This is a genomic window from Halomarina rubra, from assembly GCF_023699475.1.
GTDB classification, from domain to species: Archaea; Halobacteriota; Halobacteria; order Halobacteriales; family Haloarculaceae; genus Halomarina; species Halomarina rubra.
On sequence record NZ_JALXFV010000001.1, the window covers coordinates 1 to 21,462 of the forward strand.

Below are 21,462 nucleotides of genomic sequence, written 5' to 3' on the forward strand. Positions count from 1 at the left end.
AGGCCGCGTTCGAGTGCGTCGCGCTCGAACGCGGTGAACCGGGGGCGCGAGCGACCCGGGCGCTTTCTCTCTCTTTCCGCACCGCGACAGCGACGCGACCGGACGACTAATCACGCGGAGCGCCAACTCCCGGTGTGAACGAACGCAGGCTCCGGCGGGTGGCGCTGGTCACCGGACTGCTGGTGCTCGGTGAGGCGCTCGCGCTCGTCGTCGGCGTCCGGTTCGCCGACCCGACCGACCCGTGGGTGACGACCCAGCACGACCTGTTGCTGTCGCTCGACGTGCTCGTCGGCGGGATGCTGTGCTGGGTCGGCACCCGGTCGTCCATCGAGGCGTGGCCCGACTCCCTCGGGACCCTGCTGCTGGTCGCCGTCTGCGTCCACATCTACCGGCTGTGGCAGGTCGTCGCGGGAGTGCCGAACCCGTACGCGACGGGCGACGCGCTGGCCGCGACGACGGTGCTGAAGCTACTGGCCGTCGGGACGCTGTTCGTCGCGTTCGCGGCCTACCGCGCCGACCGGTCTGCGAACGAACGGGCGGCCGGGAGCGGGTGAGCGCGGGCGGCCGACCCCCACGACTGATGCCCGTCGGGCACCAACGGGGTCTGTGACCACGACGCCGTCGGAGGCCACGGACGCGGGGCCGACCGTCCGGCAGGTCGAACGTGCCGACCTGCTCGAGGTCTACCGCATCGAGCAGTCGGTGTTCCCCCAGCCGTGGCCGTTCGAGGCGTTCGAACGCTTCCTCGACGAACCGGGGTTCATGGTCGCGGAGGCGTCCGGCGACGACGGCTCCGTCATCGCGGGCTACGTCGTCGCGGACCTGACGCCGAACTTCGGGCGCGACATCGGCCACGTCAAGGACCTCGCGGTCCGCGAGCAGTTCCGCGGGCTGGGACTCGGTCGCCTCCTCCTACGTCACGCCCTCGCCTCGCTGGAAGCGCGCGGTGCGACGGCGACACGACTCGAAGTCCGAGCGACCAACGACCCCGCCATCGCGCTGTACCGCGACCACGGCTTCGAGCACCGGCGGACGGTCCCCCGGTACTACGCCGACGGCGAGAACGCGCTGGTGATGGTCCGCGAGCGAGGCTGAGAACCGTTCGCGGGCGAACTCACGCCTTCTCGAGCAGCGCCTCGTAGTACACTTCGCGTCGGACCACCTCGGCGACTCGCCAGGGCGTGCCGACACAGGCGTCTCGCAACCGGCCGGGCGAGAACAGCACGAACGACAGGTCCGGGCCGACCAGTCGCTCGGGTTCGCCGTCGCCGGACCGCTTCGCGTTCTGGCTGCCTGCCGAGGTCGCCTCGGTACCGGTCTCCCGGTGGTACTCGACGTGGAACGCTCGTCGGCAGACGCCCTCGCGGGGGTCGGAGCGGTAGCCGCCGAACTCTCGGGCGAGTTCGTCGTCGATACGCGTCGGGTCGTAGCTGTCGACGAGCGCGACGGCGTCGGCGGTGGTGACCTGCGCGAGGTCGGCGAGGAACGCTGAGACGCCGGCCAGCGACCCGCCGAGCCCGAGATGCGTCCCGATGCAGAGCGCGGCGGCGAACCGCCCACGCTCGAACGCGTCGGTCACCTCGAACATGTCCACCACGCGGGCGTCCTCGACGCCGCGTTCGCGGGCCGCTCGCACCGCGTTCGGCGAGACGTCGAACGCGACGGTCTCGAAGCGTTCCTGGTAGTGGACGGCGTGACCGCCCGCCCCACAGCCAACGTCGAGGAGTGGGCCGTCGAGACGTCCGTACAGGGCGGCCTCGGTCTCGTTGTCGGCGAGCCACGCCCCGTGATCACCGAAGTAGTTCTCCGCGACGGACGCGGGCCACACCGCCGCACCGTCGCGGTGGGTGGCCGTGCCGCGCAGGCCGCCGCGCTGGAAGTCGAGCATCGCCGTCCCGAGTGCGTCCTCGTCTGCCTCCATGGCGTGACAGCGTGTGGCAATTGTAATAAATCCGTAACGAACCTCGGTACCGACCCACGAAGCCCGTGGACGAACGGTGACGTTGATACTCGCCGGTCGCCGACCGTCGGTCTCGTGACCATCGTCTGTCTCGAAGGACCGAGCGGTGTCGGCAAGACGACGGCGGCGAGCGCGTTCTGCGAGGCGGTCGACGCCGTCCGTGTCCCCGAGGTGAACGAGCTGTTCGACCCGCCGGCCGCCCCCGACCGGACGTGGTACGTCGAGCGACAGTGTGACCGCTGGAAGCGTGCGCTGGCCGCCGAGCGCGACCACGACGTCGCGGTGCTCGACGGCGACGTGTTCCAGCCGCTCTGGTACAACTGGTTCGCTGCGGACGCCGACGACGGCCCCGGCCCGTTCGCTACCGTGGAGACCGTCGCCGCGTTCTACGGCGAGCGCCTCCACGAGCGACGGGTCGGGTTCCCCGACCGGTACCTCCTCCTCGGGGCGTCGACGGCGATTCTTCGCGAGCGGGCGGCGACCGACGACGACCGCACTCGACGCAACTTCGAGTACCACCTCGGTCTCGTCGGGCCCCAGCGCGCGTACTTCGAGGCGCTCGCGGAGACGACGCCGGGGCTCGTCCGGTTCCAGGAGGCGACGACCGTCGACGACACCGTCGCGGAACTCGCCGCCACCGTGGAGCGCGCGCCGACTCCCACCGACCGGTTCGACGAGGAGCGACTGGCCGCGATGGCGGCGTGGCTCGACAGACACGACGCGTCCGACGTGCACTCGTAGCCGGTGGGAGACTCACTCGACGCCCGTGGTCACCGCCGGCGGACGACGGTCACTCGTCGGCTTCGGTCGTCGTCGACGAGGGGTGTTCCTCCGCAGCGTGCTGTCGCCCGTCCGTCGCGTCATCGGTCGCCTCGCGTGCGCCCTCGCCGGCCCACTCGGTGAACTCCGCGAGTTCGTCTAGTTCCTCGGGAGGGACCTCCTCGAACGCCGTCCCGTCGCACTCCTGACAACGGTCGTGGGTTCGGACCATCGACCCGTCGTCGCGTTTCAGTACCGCGACCTCGTTGCCACAGTCCGCACAGCGTGCGAACGTCTTCCGTGTGGACTTGGTGTCTGGCTCCCGCATCGTTCGTCGACCGGGTCTCGGAATCGGGTCAGAATAAGCGCTTCTGTCGGTCTCGGGGCGAACACTCCCGAAACCGGACGGTACCGTCCTACGGCCAGAGGCCGCGAGCGTTGTGCGCGTCGACGACGCGCTGGAGGCCGACGACGTAGGCGGCGTCACGCCACGAGAGGTCCTCGTCGGTGTCGAACGTCGAGCGGACGTCGTGCCACGCGTCGAGCATCTCCTCTTCGAGTTCGTCGTTGACGCGTTCGAGCGACCACGCACGGCGGTTGATGTCCTGGAGCCACTCGAAGTACGAGACGGTGACGCCGCCCGCGTTCGCGAGGATGTCGGGGACGACCTGGACACCGCGCCGCTCGAAGATGGCGTCGGCACCGGTCGTCGTGGGGCCGTTGGCCCCTTCGACGACGAGGTCCGCCTTCACGTCGTTGGCGTTGTCCGCCGTGAGGACGTTCCCGATGGCGGCGGGGATGAGCACGTCGACGTCGAGTTCGAGCAGTTCGTCGTTGGTCCGGGTCTCGGGGGCGTCGTAGCCCGCGACCATGCCGGGGCGCTCGTCGTGGCCCATCACGTCGCGCGTGTCGAGACCGTCGGGGTCGTAGATGGCTCCGTTGACGTCGCTGACGGCGACGACATCCGCGCCCCAGTCGTCGAGCAGGCGGGCGGCGTTCGCCCCGACACTGCCGAACCCCTGCACGGCGACGGTGGTGTCCTCCATGTCCATGTCGTAGTACTCACACGCCTCGCGGGTGATGATGGCGACCGAGCGGCCGGGGGCCTCCTCGCGGCCGTAGCTCCCGCCGATGACGGGCGGCTTGCCGGTGACGACGCCGGGGACGGTCTCGCCTTCCTGCATCGAGTAGGCGTCCATGAACCAGCCCATCGTCTCGGGGTCGGTGCCCATGTCGGGAGCGGGGATGTCCTTCGTCGGCCCGACGACGTCGCGCAGTTCCTGTGCGAATCGGCGCGTGAGGCGCTCTTTCTCGCCGTGCGAGAGGGTGCGCTCGTCGACGACGACGCCGCCTTTCGCGCCGCCGAAGGGGATGTCCATGACGGCACACTTCCAGGTCATCCACATCGCGAGGCCGATGCACTCCTCCTCGGTGACGTGGGGGTTGTAGCGCAGGCCACCCTTGTAGGGGCCGCGGACACAGTCGTGCTGGGCGCGGTAGCCGGTGAACACCTCGATGTCGCCCGTGTCGCGCTCGATGGGGACGGCGACGCGCTCGACCTTGCGGGGGTGTTTCAGACGCTCGACGACGTTCGTGTCGATGTCGAGGTGAGCGGCGGCCGCCTCCAACTGCCGACGAGCGGTCGTCAGCGGCGACTCGGACTCCACCTCGACCTCCTCGGGAGCCTCCTCGGTCGTCGCCATCTCAGCGGCCCTCCCCGAGCGTGGCGACTGTGAGTGCAGGTCGATTCCCGAGCATCCGGATGGCAACCGCCGCGGTGGCGGTCTTTCCATCGTACATGCAACCCGCTATCTCGTACGTACATATAATATTAATCCATATATGCTATATTAACACAGTGGCGGGGTCCACGGTGGCATGCCACGAACGAACGTGATAGATTCGCGGACGCCACGGCTTTGCCTCTCGGCTCACAACACGACGGTATGGGATACGCCTGTCCGGTCTGTGAGACGCCCCAGGCCGACGCACGCCACCTCGCGAACCACCTCGCGTTCACCGCGATGGTCCGCGGCGGCGACCACGAGGAGTGGCTCGACGACCACCTCCCGGGGTGGAACGAGGCGGGCGAGACCGAACTCGCCGAGCGCGTCACCGAGTTCGCCGCGGAGGAGGACTACCCGCAGCTGTTCGAGGACACGGTCCACCCCGACGGCGAACACCAACACGACGACGAGCGGTCGGGAAAGCTGTTCGAGGACGGCGAGAGCCACGGCCACGCACACGGGCACGGTGGCGGCCACGACGCCATCCCCCACGAGACGAACCAGCCGCCGAAGCGCCCGGTCGACGAGGAGACGAAGGCCATCTACGAGGAGGCCCGCGAACTGACCGAGGCGATGCTGGCGGACGACGAGTCGCCGGCGTCCGACGACGTCGACGAGTCCACCGACGAGGAGTGAGCTGTCGCCGGGTCCGTCACCGTGCCCGCGAGTTTTCACGACACCTAACTATCGCCCGCTCGTAGCGAGCCGCATGGATACGGAGGGGTTGCTGGCCCCCGAGACGCAGGCGGAAGCCCGGGAGCAGTACGCCGACCTCGCGCCGACTGCGGCGACGGTGCTCAAGGAGGCCGCTCGTCGGATGGCGTTCGACCGCGCGGAGTTCGACGAGCGCCTGACGACGGACGTGTACGCGACGGCCCACGACGCGCTGTTCGCCTCGCTGTTGACCGTCCACGTCGGCACCCGCGAGGCGTTCGAGACGTGGTGTGAGGAGCGTCCCGACTACGAGCGCCACGTCGAGGGGAGCGACTCGGTGGACCACGTCGTCTGGCACCCGGTGCCGTTCGACGGGTCCGTCGTCGCCGCGACCTACCAGAACGAACGCGAGGCCGCCGTCGGGACGCTCAGACGAATCGCGTTCGGGCGGTTCTACCGCGACGAACTGGAGCGCGCGGAGGTGACCGAGGAGTGAGGCGGGTCACGCGCAACTTCGTCCTCGGCATCTTGGTCGTGCTCGTGCTCCTGTTGGCGCTCGGGGCGCTCCCGAGTTTGCTCGCGTCGGGCGACCCGTACTACCTCGTGGCCGAACCGGTCGCGAACGACAGCACGAACGCGACGGTCAACGTCTCACAGCTCTCGGAACGACGGTTCCCCTACACCACCGCTGCGCTCGACGACGGTCGTAGCGAGGCGTACTACGACGGCCCCATCGGGCTGAAGGAGGCGTTCACCCACTCGCCGTTCGACGAGTTGAGCGAACTCGAAGCGCGCAACGCCAGCGCCGTCACCGACGAGACGGCGTACGTCAGAGCGGGGAACACGACTTACCGCCTCGAACTGATCCGCGAACCCGCGGACGCGGCGGGGTCGAACGGCACGGGGACCGGCACGACGACCGCGACGCCCGGAACGACCACGACGGCCGCCGTCGCGGAGGTGCGACGGTGACCCCCGAGGACTGGGAGTTCGTCGAGTCGGTGACCGAGTACGAGACCGGGTGGTACACCGGCGGCTACGACCGCTATCGCCAACCCGACGGCACCGAGAAGGACTACTACTGGGCCGAGTTGCCGCCCGCAGTCGTCGTCGTCGCCCGCAAACAACGTGCCGGCGGGCACGCTGGCGACGAGTTGGTGACCGTCGAGCAGTTCCGCCCGGCCATCGACCGCTACTGTCTGGAGCTCCCGGCGGGTATCGTCGAGGACGAGGACGACCCGGACGGGTCGCTGGCGGCCGACGAGTCCATCCCGGCCGCCGCGTACGAGTCGGCGGCGGCCCGCGAACTCGCCGAGGAGACGGGCTGGCACCCCGAGACGACGGTGCTCGTCGAGGACTTCTGGACCTCGACGGGGGTGCTCCGCCACCGCCGGGGTATCGTCTTCGCGACGGACCTCGTCGAGACCGACCGCGCACTGGATACGAACGAGTTCATCACGGTCCGTCGGGTGCCCCTCGACGGCGTCCTCGACCGCGTCCGCGAGGACCCGGCGAACGACGCCACCATCGAGGGCATCCTGCTCGCTCGCGCCGAAGGGTTGCTCTGAGCGGGGGCGGTCCGACCGCCGCGAAAACTACTCCTCGCCCGTCCACACAGCGACCGTATGGACGAGTGGCCCGTCGTCGACTCCCGCGTCGAGTACGAGAACCCCTACTTCGCCGTTCGACGCGAGCGCGTCGAACAGGCCGACGGGACGACCGGCGACTTCTACCACCTCGACATGCCCGACGACGTCGCCGTCCTCGCACTCACCGACGAGGGTTCTCTCGTACTCGTCGAACAGTACCGACCGCGGCTCCGCGACTCGTTTCTCGAACTTCCGAGCGGTGGGACGAACGACGAGGACCCGCTGGTCGCCGCGCGCCGCGAACTCCGCGAGGAGACGGGCTACCGCGCCGGCACCGTCGACCACCTCGGGTCGTGCTTCCTGACGGCGTGGCAGCGCAATCGACTGCACGTGGTCGTAGCGCGAGACCTCGAACCGGGCGACTCGGAACTCCACTCCGGAGAGACCGACATCACGGTCCACCACCGGTCGGTCGAGGAGACCTTCGCGTACGTCCGCTCGACACCACCGGTGGCGTGGCTGGCGGTCCCGCTGCTTCTGGCCCGTGAACACGACGTGCTGTAACCCACTCGGGTGACACTCCGGCAACACGTATCTCCACTCCCGACCGACTCCCGTCGTCATGCCGACGATGCGATGTAACGGCGCGAGACTCTACTACGAGGACCGTGGCGAGGGTCGCCCCGTGGTCTTCCTGCACGGCGCGTGGGCGGGCCTGCGGTACTTCGACGCCCAACTCGGGGCGCTCGCCGACGAGTACCGAACGGTCGCCCTCGACTTCCGGGGCCACGGTCGCTCCGAGGTGACTGCCGACGGCTACACCCTCCCGCAGTACGCTCGGGACGTCGAGGCGTTCTGCGAGGCGCTCGCCCTCGAGGACGTCGTGCTCGTCGGGTGGTCGCTCGGTGCGCTCGTCACCTGGGAGTACGTCGAGCGGTTCGGCACCGACCGGCTGGCGGGGCTTGTCGACGTGGACATGGAGGCCGCGCCGGGGTTCGACGACGGCGAGGGGGCGACGTACGATCCCGAGCGACTGCTGGCCATCCACGAGGCCATCCAGCGCGACCACCTCGCGTTCGTCGAGCGGGCGTTCGGGGACCTGTTCGCGACGCCGCCGTCGGAGGACGTCCGGCGACGACTGTTCGACGAGGAGTCGCGCTGTCCGCCGCTGGTCAAGAGCGCCATCGTCCTCGACGCGACCCTGCGCGACTACCGCGAGACGCTTCGCGGGGTCGACGTGCCGATGCTCGTCTGTGCGGGCGCGGACGAGACGTGGCGGACGGTCGCCTCGGTCGAACGGGTCGCCGCCCTCGTCCCCGACTCGCGGTTCGAACTGTTCGCCGGCAGCGGCCACTGTCTCACCGTCGAGGAACCCGAGCGGTTCACCGCGGTCCTCCGGGCGTTCGCCGCCACGCTGTGAGGGCCGCGCCACCGTCCGGACGTCCCGGCAGAGCGGGGTTTATCACTCCGAGACCGCGAAGGGATGGTATGGACGGCGAGATTCACGCCGCGGAGTTGCGTGACCTCATCGAGAGCGAGGCCGACGTTCGCATCGTGGACATCCGCTCACCGGGTGCGTTCGCCCGCGGGCACATCCCCGGCAGCGAGAACATCCCGTTCGCCGAACTCCCCCAGCGCATCGAGGCGCTCGACGGGGCCGAGCGGGTCGTCACGGTCTGTCCCGTCGGCCAGTCCTCCATCCAGGCCGCCCGACTCATCGGGTCGTACGAGGGGACCAACGGGACGACCGTCGAGAGCCTCGCGGGCGGGATTCAGGGCTGGGAACACGGCTTCGAGGCGGGCGAGAGTGGAGACGCCGACACCGACGAGGAGTCCGTCTCGAACGAAGGCCCCGACGCACCGTTCTGAGGACGTCCGAGGTGGCCTGGCGGGTCGCGAGCGGTCGGGAGGTGAGGCGACGCGTCGGAGCAGTCGCTCGCGGGTCGTGAAAACAGTAGAGTCGCGTGGGTGCGTCTGGAAGTCGGTCAGGCCACGTTGAAGCCCTTCTCGCGCAGGAAGTCCTCGACCCGGCCGGTGTGGTTCCCCTGTAGTTCGATGGAATCGTCCTCGACGGTCCCACCACAGGCGAACTTCGACTTCAGGTCCGAAGACAGGCTGTCCATGTCCACGTCACGCGGGTCGAACCCGGTGATGACCGTTACCTCCTTCCCGTATCGGCGCTCGTCGATGTGGATGTTGATCTCCTGGGACTCCTTGGCGACGTCCTCGCAGACGCAGAGTTCCTGGGGCAATCCACACGTCGAGCAGACTTCCGACATTACGAGTTGGGACTACTCGATGGCTCTATTAAAGACTGTCGGGAGGCGAGACGAAACGAACGCGGAAACCGACGGCGAGAGCCATCAGGTCCGACGAACGCCACTTCTGCACAGCGACCGACAGGTGTGGGGCTGTGCCCCTGCAAGCGGTCAGAACCGCCGGTACTTCTTCACGAGCGCGTCGACACGGTCGACGGCCTCGTCGGCGGCGGCCTCGTCGGTGCGACCGGCGTACACCGCCCGCTCGTAGATGTCGCCGACGCGCATCGCGTCGCGGTCGCCGAGCGACCGGAGGTACCGCCGGGGAGTCTCGCCGGTCCTCCGCGGCCGGCGCTCCCGTGCGAGGAGGTACTCCATACGTTCGTGGGCGCGTTCGATGTCGTGGACCGGGTCGTCGGTCCGCGGTTGGCGACGCAGCCAGACCGCGCGGTAGGCGCGACTCGTCGCGCCGCTGCGACGGGCGGCCGCGGCCACGCCGAGGAAGACGATGGTACCGAGCGCCGTCTCCTCGCGGGAGGGCGACGGGAGGGCGAACCCACCGTCTCCCCCGCCGGTGGTCGTCGGGACGCTCCCGTCACCACCGGCGGGGTCGAGGCCACCGATGTCGCCGACGCCGCCGGGCGGCGTCTCACCGCCGGAGCCGTTCGCACCGTCGCTGGGCGTGCTCGCCGTCCCGTTCTCGCCGGGCGTCGGCGCGGCCGTCGGTTCGGGCGTCGCAGTCGGTTCGGGCGTCGGGGTCGGGGTCGACCCGGGGACGTCGACGCCGGACTCGCCCTCGGAGCGGGCGGTGTCGAGGCTGTCCTGTTCGGTCGCCTGTCGCGGTCCCGAGGGGGTCGGGTCGAACGTCTGCCAGCCGTAGCCCGGGAAGTACACCTCGACCCAGGCGTGGGCGTTCAGCCCGCGGACGACGTACTCGCCGTCGACCTCCTGGCCCGGCGTGTAGCCCGTGACGAACCGGGCGGGGATGCCCTGCGAGCGGAGCATCGACACCATCGTCGTCGCGTAGTACGTACAGTAGCCCGCCTCCATCTCGGTGAGGAACGAGTAGGCGACGTCGCCCGACGGTCGGTCGACGTCCAGCGAGTACGGCTTCTGTTCGAGGTGGGTCTCGACGATGCGGGCCGTGTCGTAGCTGTTGTTCGCGTTCGAGGTGAGGACGGTCGTGTACTCGGTCAGCTGTTGGGGCGTGCTCTCGGGCAGTCTGGTGTACTTCTCGACGTCGACGTCCTCGTAGTCGTCGCCCGCTGCCCGCAACTGGTCGGGCGTCGCCGTCGACAGTTCGCTGACGACGTCGTAGCGTTCGTCCGGCCCGAGCGGTTCAGCCGGCTGGATGCCGCCGAACCCCGTCACGTCGGCGTCTTCACCGCTGACGCGCGTCGCCTTCCAGGCGGCGGGCATCACCGACAGGTCGGTCTCGGCGGTGACGGTCTGTTCGAGTTCGCGGGTCGGGCCGTCCGGCCCGCTCTGCGTACCGTCGAACGACCGGACCGGTGCGGTCCGGACCCAGCCGTCGCCGGTGTAGCGGTCGTAGGAGGCGACCTTCCAGTACTGTCCCTCGTCGGCGTCGACGCGGAACCGGACGTCGGGGCTGAGGCTGATGGAGCCCTGGATGGATATCTCGCCGCTGGTGCCGGTGAGACTCGCCTCGATGGTGTCGGCGTTCCCGCCGGTGTCCCGGAGGAGCGGTTGGCTCGCCCCGCCGGGGACCAGGGAGACCGAGACGGTCAACACGACCATCGCGGCGACGACCATCGCGACGCCGTCGGCGTCGGCCAGTCGCCCCCCGCGCAGGTCGACGTCGCCGACGCCGACCGCGGTGGCGGCGGCGAGTACGCCGAACAGACCGAGGATGACGCCCGCGTCGCTCGTGAGGATGAGGAACACGAGCGCCGCGACGCCGACGAGTGCCGCCAGCGAGTAGCGACGACGACCGACGAAGAACCACGAGAGGAACACGGGGACCGGCGCGAACGCCGTCGCCCACACGCCCGCGTTGATGATTTTCAGGATGCTCAGCCCCGTCAACAGCGCGAGGATGTCCTCGACGACGAGGTCGAGACGCGACAGCAGCAGTTCCCCGTTCGGTATCGAGGGGACGTACAGCAGCGCCCCGCCGACGGCGATGACGAGCGCCAGCGGGAGTGCGAGCGAGTCCGGGAGGAACCGCCCGAGGACGAGGCCGCCGAGGAACGCCCCCGCGACGACGGGGACGAACAGATCGAGTCCGCCCGCGATGTCGACCGTCTCGTACAGCACCGAGAGGTACGTCGCGGTCAACACGACTATCGCGAACGTCGCGACGAGACGCGGGCCGAACCGCCCGACGTCGCGGTCGACGACGTTCACGCCGTCACCCCCCGGCCGCCGACGAGGTCGGCGTACCGAACGTCCGCACCGCGGACCTCGACGGTGGTCTCGCCCTCGGCGACCACGTGGACGTCGGCGTTGGCGATGGCGTCGGTGCCGACCTGTCCGGGCGGCGTGCGTGCCAGCAGGTCGAGGGCAGCCTGTCGTTGCCGGTCGCCGACGCCGGCGGGCAGCTCCCCGCCGGGGACGGCCACCTCCACCTCGATGCCGACGTCCAGCAGGTAGGTGACGATGCTCGCGACGGCGTCGGCCATCGCGTCGGCGTTGTCGCCGGTTCCGTCGGGCGTCGCCTCGCCGACGACGGTCACCGCTCCCTGGTCCTCGGCGGCGTACTCGGTGACGACGAGGTTGCCGTACTTCGCGGTCGTCTTCCAGTTGACGTCGCGTAGCGGGTCACCGGGTGCGTACTCGCGCAGGCGGTCGAACGCCTGGCGGTCGGGCATCCCGGACTGGTCGACCAGTCCCGCCAACGCCCCGCCGTCGGTGATGGCCGTCACGGCCGGGTAGACGAGCACCTCCTTGTCGTTCTCGTAGCGAAAGCGCCGGGCGACGAGACCCAGCGGGTCGGTGATCCGGATGGTCAGTGGTCCGACGGCGTGTGCGCCACGGCGAGCGTACTCGACGTCGTACTCGACGTGGTCGTCGCCGAGCAGTGGCGTCGTGTGGCTCCGCGGACGGAGACCGGCGGGCAGTCGGTCGGTGAGTTCGGCGGTGCCGCTGGTGGCGACGTTGAACTGCATCCGTCGGGTCTCGCCGGGGTGTCCCGCCGGGGGGATGAGCCGTTCGACCCGTGGCTGGTCGGTCCGCCAGACGACGACCACCGCGTAGGCGAACGCGACGAGCGAGGGGGCTGCGACGGCGTTGAGCGCCCGTGCGCCGAACGTCGCACCGGCGACGAACGCCCCGAGCGTCGCCAGGGCGACGAGGGTTCCGCGCCGCGTCAGTCTCATACGGTGGTCCGCTCCAGCGCCTCCTCGACGAGTTCGCGTCCCGTGAGGTCGCCGTCAGGGGCCGGCCGGATGCGGTGGGCGAAGGTGACGACGGCCTCGCGCTGGACGTCGTCGGGGATGACGTAGTCGCGGTCGTTGAGCGCCGCGCGGGCCTGCCCGGCGCGGAGGAGGGAGATGGAACCGCGGGGACTGACGCCGAGCGTCGCGTGTTCGCGCGTGTAGCGCGCGAGGCGGGTGACGTACTCGCGGATGGCCGACTCGACGGTGACGTTGGCGACCGACTGGCGGGCGGCGACGATCTCCTCGACCCCGGCGACCGGCGAGAGGGTGTCGATGGGGTGCTGGCCGACGACGCGTGCGAGCACCTCCGACTCGTCGTCTTCGTCGGGGTAGCCGAGGTGGAGTTTCTTCATGAACCGGTCGAGTTCGGCGGCCGGCAGTTCGTAGGTCCGGTCGCGCTCGACGGAGTTCTGGGTCGCGATGACGATGAACGGGTCGGGGACGTGGCGGGTCGTGCCGTCGACGGTGACCTGCTGTTCTTCCATCGCTTCGAGCAGGGCCGACTGTGTCTTCGGCGGCGCGCGGTTGATCTCGTCGCCGAGGACGACGTTCGCGAAGATGGGGCCGGGGTGGAAGTCGAACTCCCGGGTCTTCTCGTTGAACACGTTGACGCCGGTCACGTCCGTCGGGAGGAGGTCCGGGGTGAACTGCACGCGTTTGAACGAGCAGTCGACCGAGCGGGCGACCGCCCGCGCGAGCATCGTCTTCCCGACGCCGGGGACGTCCTCCAGCAGGACGTGCCCTCGCGCCAGCAACGCCGTGACGAGATGTTCGACGACGTCGTGGTGGCCGACGATGACCTCCTCGACGTTCGTCGTGACCCGGCGGGCGAGGTCACCGACGGCCTCGACGTCGGCGTGGTCGGTCGTATCGGCAGCGAGATTGTCACTCATTGGTGGCGATATGTTGGTATCCGAAGTAAAGCTCTTGTGTGACTCATGTCGTGGGAGGGGGTAACGTACATACCGGAGACGTGCCGAAGAACCGTAACTGTGCTGGGTGCGTGCGAGTCGTGAGAACAGTAGTCATCCCGAACGGTGGTTACCAGGTCTTGCAGTCGAGACAGACGAGTCCCTCGTCGTCGCGCCAGCGGCGCTCGGCGGACTCGCCACAGACCGCACACGCGGCCCCGCCGGGCGTCCAGTCCATCGTCGACTCGGCGGGGTGGACGGTGAGCGAGGGCGAAGCGTCGTCGCTCTCCGTGGTGGCGTCTGCGTCCGTGGCTGCGTCGGCAGTCGCGTCGGCGTCGGTGTGGCCGTCGCCGTCGACGGATTCGCCCTCGCCCTCGTCTTCGTCGTCCTCGTCGCCCTCGTCGCTCGCGAGGAACTCGTCTAGCGACCGGTCCATACCGGAGATGGCGGGGCCAGGTGCTTAGCCGTGCTGGACGGACACACCCAAGTAGTAACGCCCGCAAGCAGTGGTATGCAGAACGCACTCGTCGAGCTGTTCGAGAGCATCCCCGAGATGATACAGGCGTTCGCCGACATCGCCTTCGGCGTCGGTGCCGGCGGCGTCGACCCGTTCCAGTTGACGCTCCTCCTGTCGGGGTCGCTGTTCGTCGGTATCTCCGTCGTCTTCTTCGGCTACCTCGTGTTCGGCGCGCTCGTCCGTCCGCTGGGGAACCTCCCCACGCCCGGCCGCGGCCACCGGGACCGCCGCGAGGAGAAGTTCCGCGGGAACTGACTCGCCCGGCGCTCTCCGAACGCTCCGCTCGTCGCTCCCGTTCGTACGGCTCGCGGGAACGGATTCGCTCCCTTCGCTCGCCGTCGCTCCGCGCGCTCCTCACGAAAATCACCGTCGCCCCGACTACTTCGCCGGTTCGACGTTCTGATTGACGTGGAACAGGTTGTCGGGGTCGTACTCGGCTTTCACCCGCTGGAGCCGTTCGTAGTTGTCGCCGTAGGTCGCGCGAACGCGGTCTTCCCCCTCTTCCATCATGAAGTTCACGTAGGCCCCCCCGGCGGTGTGGGGGTGGACGGCCTCCCAGTAGTCGCGCGCCCAGGCGGTGATGCGGTCGTCGTTGGCCGGGTCGGGGTCGACGCCCGCGATGACCATCGACCACGTCGCGTCGCGGTAGTGCCAGGCGGTGGCGTCCTCCGAGACGTCGTGGACCGCCCCGTCGATGGGGTAGAGGTGCATCGTCGACTGCGGCGTCGGCACCACGGCGTGTGCCTCGTGGGCGGCGATGGCCTCGTCGGTCAGGTCGCGGACGAAGTCACCCTTCCAGTACCACTGGTCGCCCTCGGGGTAGAGGTCGTCGAACATCGACTGGAGCGCGGGGTACGGCATCGCTCCGACGTGTTCGAACAGCGGGTCGGCGGCGTCGCGGGCCTCCTGGAGGAACGGTTCGGCGGCCGCCTCGTCGCCCTCGGGGAGACACCACATCAGCCCACAGACGTTCTCGCCGTGGATGTCCGGCGGGAACGGGTCGCCCGGCACCTCCGCGACGAGGTAGAACGCGTAGACGTCCCGCGGGGCCTGCGGGAGCCACTCGCGGTACCAGCGCATCGTCGCTTCGAGGTCGTCGAGCGGCCAGAACAGCGGCCCGGCGACGACCGTCCCTACGTCGTGACACTGGAACTCGAAGCAGGTGACGACCCCGAAGTTGCCACCGCCGCCACGGATGGCCCAGAACAGGTCCGAGTGTTCGTCCTCGCTCGCGTGGACGAGGCTGCCGTCGGCCAGCACCACGTCCGCCCCGAGCAGGTTGTCGATGGTCAGGCCGTAGCGTCGCGAGAGGTAGCCGTGGCCGCCGCCGAGAGTCAACCCGCCGACGCCCGTCGTCGAGATGATGCCGCTGACCGTCGCCAGTCCGAACGCGTGGGTCGCGTGGTCGACGTCGCCCCACGTACAGCCAGGTTCCACGCGGACGGTCTTCGCGTCGGGGTCGACCTGGACGCCGGTCATCGGCGAGAGGTCGACGACCAGTCCGTCCTCGACCAGCGACAGTCCAGGGCCGTTGTGCCCGCCACTCCGGACCGCGAGGTCGAGGTCCTGTTCGCGGGCGAACGTCACGGCCGCGACGACGTCGGCGGCGTCGACACACTGCGCGATAAGTGCCGGGCGCTTGTCGATCATCGCGTTGTAGATGGCGCGCGCCTCGTCGTAGCCGTCGTCGGTCGTCTGGACGAGCGTCCCCCGGAACGACTCTCGGAGTTCGTCGAGTGCGTCGTCTAGTGGTGTGGCATGTGTTGCCATGACAATTGAAAACGTTGCCTGTCGGGGGTCAAATAGTTACTTCACGAACATCACCTCGTAATCACGTTGATTGAGCGACACTCGCGGGCGAAGGGTGACAGGGTGGACGACAGGCCCACCGTGGGTTCGGTCCGGAAGTGGTGACCGTGTGCCGGGTCGGTCAGTCGTGTGCGTCGGCCAGCGCCCGACCGGCGAGTTCGACCGCGAGGTCGAGGTCCGGCCCGAGCGGAGAGCCGACGACGACGCTGTCGGCGTGGTCGAGCAGCGCGCCGAAGCGTTCGGTGACGGTGTCGGGGTCGCCGGCCACCGCGAACGCCTCCAGCATCGCGGGCGTCACCGCCTCGAACGCCGCGGAGAACTCGCCGGCCGAGATGTGCTCGCCGATTCGCTCGGTCGTCTCGGCGTCGACCCCGTGGCGGTCGAGGACGGGCGGCGCGGCCCCGGAGGCGATGAACGCGACCGGCGGTCGGGCGGCCTCGCGAGCGGCGTCGGTGTCCTCGCTCACCGACACCGCGGCGAACGCCGCGAGGTCGAACGCCTCCGCGTCCACCTCCTCCTCGCGCTGGTCGATACCCTCGTCGACGCGCTCGCGTGCCCACGCGAGGTCCTCGGGGTGCGAGCCGTTGAACAGCAACCCGTCGGCGCGTTTCCCCGCCATCCGGCACATGTGGGGGCCTTCGCCGCCGACGTACACCGGGATGGACGCGCCCTGTGGTGGCTCGAAGTTCAACCCCGCCGCGGTCGCCTCGAACGCCCCGTCGTGGTCGACGCGCTCGCCCGCCCAGAGGTCACGGGCCACCTCGAACGACTCGAGGACGGGCCGCAACCCGCGTTCGTCCGCCACGCCCAGGTTCCGAAGCGTCGAGGGGTCGCCCGGTCCGACACCGAAGACGGCCCGTCCCCCCGACAGTTCGTCGAGCGTCGCGACCTGTCCCGCCAGCCTGACGGGGTGGGTCTCGAACGGGTTGGCGACGCCCGGACCGAGTCGTACCGTCTCGGTCGCACCCGCGACCCGCGTCAGCGCGGCGAACGGGTCGCGGTTGTTGTAGTGACAGCTCCCGAACACGGTGTCGAAACCGTGCTCCTCGGCGCTCGCCGCGAGGTCGGCCACCCGGTCGACGGGGTGTTCGGGGGTGAGTTCGATACCCCTCATCCCGGGAACTCCCAGGCCTGGAGGGCCTGTCGGATCAGGTCGTCGTCGTATTCGCGAAACAGGTTGTCCGACCCGCCGTGGTCGCCGAAGTCGAACTCCCGGACGACGACGAACGGCGTCCCGCCGTCGCCTTCGCCCGCGAGCAGGTTCGACGCCGCGGCGAGTTCGTCGACGACGGACTCGACCGTGACGCCCAACTCGCGGCCGTCGCGGTCTGTCTCGCCGCGCCAGTCCCGCGAGGCGGGCATGCCGGCCCACCCGATGGCGACCCCGCGCTGGCCGTGGCGGAACGGCCGCCCACAGGTGTCGGTGACGACGACGGGGACGCCCAGTTCCTCGTGGAGTCGCTCCGCGCTCCCGGTCGGGTCTTCGGGTAACAGGAGCAGGTCGGCCTCGGGGACGTTCGAGCGGTCGATGCCCGCGTTGACGGTGATGTGTCCGAAGCGCGTCTCGCTCAGGATGAACGGGGCTTCCATCACGAGGTCGTTCGACTCCTCGAGGACGACCTGTGCGAACCGGGGGTCTTTCGCCTCGCCGGTGATGGCTTCGAGGCGCTCGGCGATGGCCCGGGCACGGTCGCCGGCGGTCACGTCGTCGAGGTTCACGGTCCGGCCGTCGGCCTTCGATACGACCGTACTCGCCACGCAGAGCACGTCGTCGGCCCGCAGGTCGACACGGTCCTCGACGATGGCCGCGAGGTCGTCGCCCTCGCGGACCTCCGGCACGTCGGAGAGCGCGAACAGTTCCATACCCGGTGCTCGTGAGCGGACGGCTTAAACGACCGCGGTACCGGAGAACCCGCTCCCTACTGTGGGGCGCTCGCCCGACCGCGACCGCCGAAGAACACGAGCGCCATCACGAGCGCGTCGGCCCCGATGCAGGCGTAGCCGAGCGTCGCGATGTCCAGGGCGACGGTGTCGGTGAGGACGAGGGCCAGTCCGACGACGAGGACGACGGCGGCAGCGGCCGACCCGGCGAACAGGCTGACGAGGACGTGGTTGTCGGTGACGTTCTGGGTGTCGTCGGCGCTCATGCGCTCCGTTCTCGCGGTCGTGGTAAGTAGCTTCACCGTGTCTCCGACGGAGCGACGCCGTCGACGTGTCGCGGTCTCGGTGGCGCGCTCCTCACGCCGCGTTCCCCCCAGGCGAGCACGACCACCGTAGAACACGGCGACGAAGACGAGTCCGTCCGCGACGATAGCCGCCCGAATCGGCGTCCCGACGGACACGGAGAGCGTTCCCGAACGGTCGAGACGGTCGTATCGCGGCCGCTCGTGGCTCGCCTCCGAGGCCGGCCGTGCGTCGGTCGGTCCATCCGTGCGTGGACTTTTGTAACAGGAGCGACCAGTATCACCATGGGTCGGCTCTCCAGCAGTCCGACGATTCAGACGCTCGCCCTGATGTCGGTCGTCACGCTCCTCTACTGGACGTTGGAGGCCGTCGTCTCGTTCTTCGCGCTCTCGGCGGCACCGCTGTTCGCGCTCGGACCGACGTTCCCGGCGACGCCGTGGACGCTCGTCACGAGCGTCTACACCCACGCCGGTCCCGCCCACTTCGTCGGGAACGCCGTGACGCTCCTGTTCGTCGGCCTCCTGCTCGAACGCTCGACGACGACCGCACGGTACCACACGTTCTTCCTCGTGACCGGCATACTGGCGGGGCTGACGCAGGTGATGCTCTCCGACAGCAGCGTCGTCGGCGCGAGCGGGGCCATCTTCGCCCTCATCGGCTACGTCGTCACCGCAAACCCCATCTCGGAGGTGGCGTTCTCGCGACTCCGGCTCACCCGCGGCGTCCAGTTGGTCGTGTTCGCGCTGCTCGCGTTGCTCGTCACCGCCCTGACCGGCGCACCGGGCGTCGCGCTCGCGGCACACTTCGCGGGGTTCCTGCTCGGTCTCGTCGCCGGACGACTCCACGTCCTCGAACCGTCCTCGCCGCGGAGCGAGCGCTCGCGGACCGAGGAGTACCGCGTCTGAGAACGTCCTCTGCGAACGTCCTCCACGAACACCCTCCGCGAACCGTACCGTCGCTCAGCGTTCGGCCAGTCGAACGTCCACGTCGCCGTCCTCGACGGTCAGGACCATCATCGTCGTCCGGGTCGCCGGTTCGGCCCCCGTCGCGCTCCCGGGGTTCAGGAGTCGAACCCCGTCGGCGAACGGCGTCTGGCGGTCGGTGTCCGGCCCGGTCGCGGGGACGGTCTCGTCGAGCACCTGGTGGGTGTGACCCGAGACGCCGACGACGGACAGCGTCGTCTCGCCGGCGGTCTCCTCGACGATGCCGCGGACGCGTTCGCGGTAGCCCTCGGCGGGGCCGGTGCCGTGGGTGACGACGAACAGGACGCCGTCGAGTTCGACCGTCGCCGTCTCGGGGAGGTCGGCGTCGGAGAGGTCACCGTCCAGGTTCCCGCGGACGGCGGTGAGGGCGGGCGAGAGGTCGTCGACCTCCGCGTACGCCTCCGGCGAGTCGAAGTCCCCCGCGTGGATGACGTGGTCGGCACTCCGGAGTTCGTCGCGGACCCACTCGGGGACCGCGTCGGCACGGGACGGGACGTGGGTGTCGGAACAGACGGCGACGCGCATGCCCGACCCGTCGTCGGGCGCAGGGATAAGTGCGGACCCCGGTGACGGGCCGTGGAGCCACCGGACTACCGCCGAGTGGCGGACGGGACCGGTGGTCAGGTCCCCTTGGGCGACGGCCCGATGTCATCGCCGTCGTCGAGGGTCGACTGCTCGGTCGTCGGGAGGTCGGTCGGTGGGATTCCGGTTTCGATTGGCTCGCCACGGACGAGGCGCGGGAAGACGGTCCGGAGGAACTCCCACGAGAGGACGAACAGGAACGGCGCGAGGAAGATGCCGTACCAGCCCCACAGCCCACCGCCCAGCAGGTAGGTGAACAACAGGAGCGAGGCGGGCACGTCGCGACCGGCCAACCGCGGCCGGACGAAGTACCGGACGACGTTGTCCAGCCCCCAGAACGTGACGAACAGGAACACCAGCGGGTACCACAGCAACACCGGGTCGGTCGTGACGGCGACGAACGAGAGGTACGCCGCGATGATGGTGTAGACGATGCCCCGACCGACCAGCGGGATGAACGTGGCGACGCCCGTCAGCGCCGCGAACAGGACGGGCTGGGGGATGTCCATGCCGGCCGGTGCGACGAGGTTGAGGCCGACGTAGAGCACCATCGAGATGACGATGACCGCGAAGATGGTGAGCAGTTGCCCGTAGTAGACGCTCTCCAGGTCGAGGTCGACGGCCCGGAAGTACCGACTCACCGGGCTGTCCTCGTCGGCTACCTCGCGGTCGAACCACGCCGCCAGTCGACTGTCGTCGCGCAACAGGAAGTAGACGAACGCGGCGATGAGGAACGTCTGGTAGACCGCACCACCGAGCGTGCCGACCGTTCCGAGGATGGCGTCGAGACCGCCCTGGACCGTCGCGTCCGCGGCGAGTGACTGGAAGTAGTCGACGGCCTGTTGGGGCGTCTGAATCGCGGCGATGCTGTCGAGGTACGGGTCGATGAACCCGGCGAGTTGTCCCGAGATGAGTCCACGTGCCCCGGCGACGGCGCTCGCGACCGAAGCGATGACCAGTCCCAGGATGACGATGAACGGGAGGACGACGGCGAACAGCGAGATGAGCGCCGACCGTTTGGCCCCGCCGAACCGCCGTTCGATACGTTTGTTGACCGGTCGGGTGGCGTAGTAGACGAACAGGCCCAGCGCGAACGTCCCGACGTAGACGAACCCGACCCACAGCAACAGCAGACCGACGAGTGCCGCGACGGCCCACCAGAACGCCGTTTGGGGGGTCAGGTGACCACCGTAGCCACTCCGCTCTGATTCGGTACTCATGCGCTGTGTGTTACCATTGAACAAGCATAAGCCAGTCGGCAGAACTCGCCGTACTCCGGACGGGTCTGCTGTCGTGAATTGCACGTCGGCCGACCGTCGGAGCGGGGGGATGGCTACTTCCCCCGTGGCCACCTTCGGCCGGCCATGAGTGACCGACCGACCGACGATGGGGCGACAGCCGTCGTCACCTGCTTTCTTCGCTCGGGAACCGACGTGCTGGTGCTCCGCCGGAGCGACGCGGTCGGGTCGTACGCCGGCCGCTGGGGGGTGGTGTCGGGTCACGCCGAGGGGGACCCGGACCGACTGGCCCGTGAGAGTATTCGCGAGGAGACGGGCCTGCTCGACGCGTGTACGTTCGTCCGGGGGGGCGAGACGCTCTCGGTGGCGGCCCCCGACGACGGCGAGTGGGTCGTCCACCCGTACCTGTTCGACTGTGCCTCGCGTTCGGTGACGACGAACGAGGAGACGGCCGCCCACGAGTGGGTCCCGCCACCCGCGGTCCTCGACCGCGAGACGGTGCCCGGCCTCTGGACCGCCTACCGCCGGGTCGCACCGACCGTCGAGACCGTCCGTACCAACCGCGAGCACGGCGCTGGCTACCTCTCGGTGCGCGCCTGCGAGGTGCTGCGCGACCGAGCGGCGGAACTCGCCACCGACGGGAGTGTGGCCGTCGTCGGCCCCACGGCCACCGCTGCCCCTCGCGACCGATGGACGACGCTCGCCGCCATCGCCCGCGACCTGCGTACCGCTCGTCCGAGCATGGTCGTCGTCGAGAACCGAGTGAACCGCGCGATGGCCGCCGCGGCGGGCGACGCCGCCGCACTCTCCGACCGCGCGCAGGCGGTCGTCGA

Annotated in this window: 26 protein-coding genes and 1 pseudogene; 13 read left to right on the forward strand and 14 right to left on the reverse strand. The window is 69.5% G+C overall.

Annotated features, from left to right (window positions below; all coding sequences use genetic code 11):
* Positions 1 to 134 precede the first annotated feature (134 nt).
* Both M1L36_RS00005 and rimI read left to right on the forward strand, forming a co-directional pair.
* The gene (locus M1L36_RS00005; RefSeq protein ID WP_250871649.1) at positions 135 to 554 is read left to right on the forward strand and encodes a hypothetical protein; all 420 of its coding nucleotides are present in this window, start codon (positions 135 to 137) and stop codon (positions 552 to 554) included.
* Between the two features lie 52 nt (positions 555 to 606).
* Complete coding sequence (gene rimI / locus M1L36_RS00010) at positions 607 to 1,095, forward strand: ribosomal protein S18-alanine N-acetyltransferase (protein ID WP_250871650.1); 489 nt, start codon at positions 607 to 609, stop codon at positions 1,093 to 1,095.
* 19 nt (positions 1,096 to 1,114) lie between these two features.
* On the opposite strand, the gene M1L36_RS00015 is transcribed toward rimI, so the two are convergent.
* Positions 1,115 to 1,921: a class I SAM-dependent methyltransferase gene (locus tag M1L36_RS00015; protein ID WP_250871651.1), complete on the reverse strand. Its 807-nt coding sequence runs from the start codon at positions 1,919 to 1,921 to the stop codon at positions 1,115 to 1,117.
* Positions 1,922 to 2,035: 114 nt separating this feature from the next.
* Between M1L36_RS00015 and M1L36_RS00020 the strand changes: the two genes are divergently transcribed.
* Entirely contained in the window at positions 2,036 to 2,701 is a 666-nt protein-coding gene (locus tag M1L36_RS00020) for an AAA family ATPase (protein ID WP_250871652.1), read from the forward strand.
* A gap of 49 nt (positions 2,702 to 2,750) precedes the next feature.
* On the opposite strand, the gene M1L36_RS00025 is transcribed toward M1L36_RS00020, so the two are convergent.
* The gene (locus M1L36_RS00025; protein ID WP_250871653.1) at positions 2,751 to 3,047 is read right to left on the reverse strand and encodes a hypothetical protein; all 297 of its coding nucleotides are present in this window, start codon (positions 3,045 to 3,047) and stop codon (positions 2,751 to 2,753) included.
* An 88-nt stretch (positions 3,048 to 3,135) separates the two neighbouring features.
* The gene (gene gdhB, locus M1L36_RS00030) at positions 3,136 to 4,422 is read right to left on the reverse strand and encodes a glutamate dehydrogenase GdhB (RefSeq protein WP_250871654.1); all 1,287 of its coding nucleotides are present in this window, start codon (positions 4,420 to 4,422) and stop codon (positions 3,136 to 3,138) included.
* Positions 4,423 to 4,665: 243 nt separating this feature from the next.
* On the opposite strand from gdhB, the gene M1L36_RS00035 reads away from it, so the two are divergent.
* From M1L36_RS00035 to M1L36_RS00065, 7 genes and pseudogenes are all read left to right on the forward strand, one after another.
* Positions 4,666 to 5,142: a DUF5810 domain-containing protein gene (locus M1L36_RS00035; protein ID WP_250871655.1), complete on the forward strand. Its 477-nt coding sequence runs from the start codon at positions 4,666 to 4,668 to the stop codon at positions 5,140 to 5,142.
* A 73-nt stretch (positions 5,143 to 5,215) separates the two neighbouring features.
* Positions 5,216 to 5,656, forward strand: a complete 441-nt coding sequence (locus M1L36_RS00040) for a DUF5809 family protein (protein ID WP_250871656.1) — start codon at positions 5,216 to 5,218, stop codon at positions 5,654 to 5,656.
* A pseudogene (locus M1L36_RS21515) lies at positions 5,653 to 6,030 on the forward strand (hypothetical protein); the annotation flags it as partial. The gene M1L36_RS00040 and the pseudogene M1L36_RS21515, both read left to right, overlap by 4 nt.
* A 98-nt stretch (positions 6,031 to 6,128) precedes the next feature.
* Positions 6,129 to 6,728 (forward strand): NUDIX hydrolase, encoded by a 600-nt coding sequence (locus M1L36_RS00050; RefSeq protein WP_250871658.1) that lies wholly within the window; start codon positions 6,129 to 6,131, stop codon positions 6,726 to 6,728.
* A 57-nt stretch (positions 6,729 to 6,785) separates the two neighbouring features.
* Entirely contained in the window at positions 6,786 to 7,313 is a 528-nt protein-coding gene (locus tag M1L36_RS00055) for an NUDIX hydrolase (protein WP_250871659.1), read from the forward strand.
* A gap of 58 nt (positions 7,314 to 7,371) precedes the next feature.
* Positions 7,372 to 8,169 (forward strand): alpha/beta fold hydrolase, encoded by a 798-nt coding sequence (locus M1L36_RS00060; RefSeq protein WP_250871660.1) that lies wholly within the window; start codon positions 7,372 to 7,374, stop codon positions 8,167 to 8,169.
* A gap of 68 nt (positions 8,170 to 8,237) precedes the next feature.
* On the forward strand, positions 8,238 to 8,618 hold the full coding sequence (locus M1L36_RS00065) for a rhodanese-like domain-containing protein (protein ID WP_250871661.1): 381 nt from the start codon (positions 8,238 to 8,240) through the stop codon (positions 8,616 to 8,618).
* Between the two features lie 116 nt (positions 8,619 to 8,734).
* Here M1L36_RS00065 and yciH read toward each other — a convergent pair whose 3' ends face one another.
* The 5 genes from yciH to M1L36_RS00090 all read right to left on the reverse strand — a co-directional run bounded on the left by yciH (position 8,735) and on the right by M1L36_RS00090 (position 13,752).
* Positions 8,735 to 9,028: a stress response translation initiation inhibitor YciH gene (gene yciH, locus M1L36_RS00070; protein WP_158206300.1), complete on the reverse strand. Its 294-nt coding sequence runs from the start codon at positions 9,026 to 9,028 to the stop codon at positions 8,735 to 8,737.
* A gap of 150 nt (positions 9,029 to 9,178) precedes the next feature.
* Positions 9,179 to 11,374: a transglutaminase TgpA family protein gene (locus tag M1L36_RS21245; RefSeq protein WP_369694179.1), complete on the reverse strand. Its 2,196-nt coding sequence runs from the start codon at positions 11,372 to 11,374 to the stop codon at positions 9,179 to 9,181.
* A complete protein-coding gene (locus tag M1L36_RS00080) occupies positions 11,371 to 12,345 on the reverse strand; it encodes a DUF58 domain-containing protein (protein WP_250871662.1) in 975 nt (324 codons plus the stop codon). The genes M1L36_RS21245 and M1L36_RS00080 overlap by 4 nt, the downstream gene beginning before the upstream one ends.
* The gene (locus M1L36_RS00085) at positions 12,342 to 13,298 is read right to left on the reverse strand and encodes an AAA family ATPase (protein WP_250871663.1); all 957 of its coding nucleotides are present in this window, start codon (positions 13,296 to 13,298) and stop codon (positions 12,342 to 12,344) included. Before M1L36_RS00085 ends, M1L36_RS00080 begins: the two co-directional genes overlap by 4 nt.
* Before the next feature lie 148 nt (positions 13,299 to 13,446).
* Positions 13,447 to 13,752 (reverse strand): DUF7573 domain-containing protein, encoded by a 306-nt coding sequence (locus M1L36_RS00090; RefSeq protein WP_250871664.1) that lies wholly within the window; start codon positions 13,750 to 13,752, stop codon positions 13,447 to 13,449.
* A gap of 75 nt (positions 13,753 to 13,827) precedes the next feature.
* Here M1L36_RS00090 and M1L36_RS00095 point away from each other — a divergent pair, with 75 nt between their 5' ends.
* Positions 13,828 to 14,088, forward strand: coding sequence for a DUF8024 family protein (locus M1L36_RS00095; RefSeq protein ID WP_250871665.1), 261 nt, complete (start codon positions 13,828 to 13,830; stop codon positions 14,086 to 14,088).
* Positions 14,089 to 14,211: 123 nt separating this feature from the next.
* Here M1L36_RS00095 and M1L36_RS00100 read toward each other — a convergent pair whose 3' ends face one another.
* The 4 genes from M1L36_RS00100 to M1L36_RS00115 form a co-directional block, all read right to left on the reverse strand.
* Positions 14,212 to 15,603 (reverse strand): FAD-binding oxidoreductase, encoded by a 1,392-nt coding sequence (locus M1L36_RS00100; protein ID WP_250871666.1) that lies wholly within the window; start codon positions 15,601 to 15,603, stop codon positions 14,212 to 14,214.
* A gap of 160 nt (positions 15,604 to 15,763) precedes the next feature.
* Positions 15,764 to 16,756: a 5,10-methylenetetrahydromethanopterin reductase gene (locus M1L36_RS00105; RefSeq protein WP_250871667.1), complete on the reverse strand. Its 993-nt coding sequence runs from the start codon at positions 16,754 to 16,756 to the stop codon at positions 15,764 to 15,766.
* Entirely contained in the window at positions 16,753 to 17,505 is a 753-nt protein-coding gene (locus tag M1L36_RS00110; RefSeq protein WP_250871668.1) for a coenzyme F420-0:L-glutamate ligase, read from the reverse strand. Before M1L36_RS00110 ends, M1L36_RS00105 begins: the two co-directional genes overlap by 4 nt.
* A gap of 56 nt (positions 17,506 to 17,561) precedes the next feature.
* The gene (locus M1L36_RS00115) at positions 17,562 to 17,789 is read right to left on the reverse strand and encodes a hypothetical protein (protein ID WP_250871669.1); all 228 of its coding nucleotides are present in this window, start codon (positions 17,787 to 17,789) and stop codon (positions 17,562 to 17,564) included.
* Between the two features lie 321 nt (positions 17,790 to 18,110).
* Between M1L36_RS00115 and M1L36_RS00120 the strand changes: the two genes are divergently transcribed.
* A complete protein-coding gene (locus M1L36_RS00120; protein ID WP_250871670.1) occupies positions 18,111 to 18,731 on the forward strand; it encodes a rhomboid family intramembrane serine protease in 621 nt (206 codons plus the stop codon).
* A gap of 54 nt (positions 18,732 to 18,785) precedes the next feature.
* Here M1L36_RS00120 and M1L36_RS00125 read toward each other — a convergent pair whose 3' ends face one another.
* Both M1L36_RS00125 and M1L36_RS00130 read right to left on the reverse strand, forming a co-directional pair.
* On the reverse strand, positions 18,786 to 19,334 hold the full coding sequence (locus tag M1L36_RS00125; RefSeq protein WP_250871671.1) for a metallophosphoesterase family protein: 549 nt from the start codon (positions 19,332 to 19,334) through the stop codon (positions 18,786 to 18,788).
* A 95-nt stretch (positions 19,335 to 19,429) separates the two neighbouring features.
* Positions 19,430 to 20,611 carry an AI-2E family transporter gene (locus M1L36_RS00130; RefSeq protein ID WP_250871672.1) on the reverse strand — a complete coding sequence of 394 codons (1,182 nt, stop codon included), beginning with the start codon at positions 20,609 to 20,611 and terminating at the stop codon, positions 19,430 to 19,432.
* A gap of 144 nt (positions 20,612 to 20,755) precedes the next feature.
* Between M1L36_RS00130 and M1L36_RS00135 the strand changes: the two genes are divergently transcribed.
* Positions 20,756 to 21,462: NUDIX domain-containing protein (locus M1L36_RS00135; RefSeq protein WP_250871673.1), on the forward strand; the 707-nt coding region annotated here is incomplete at its 3' end.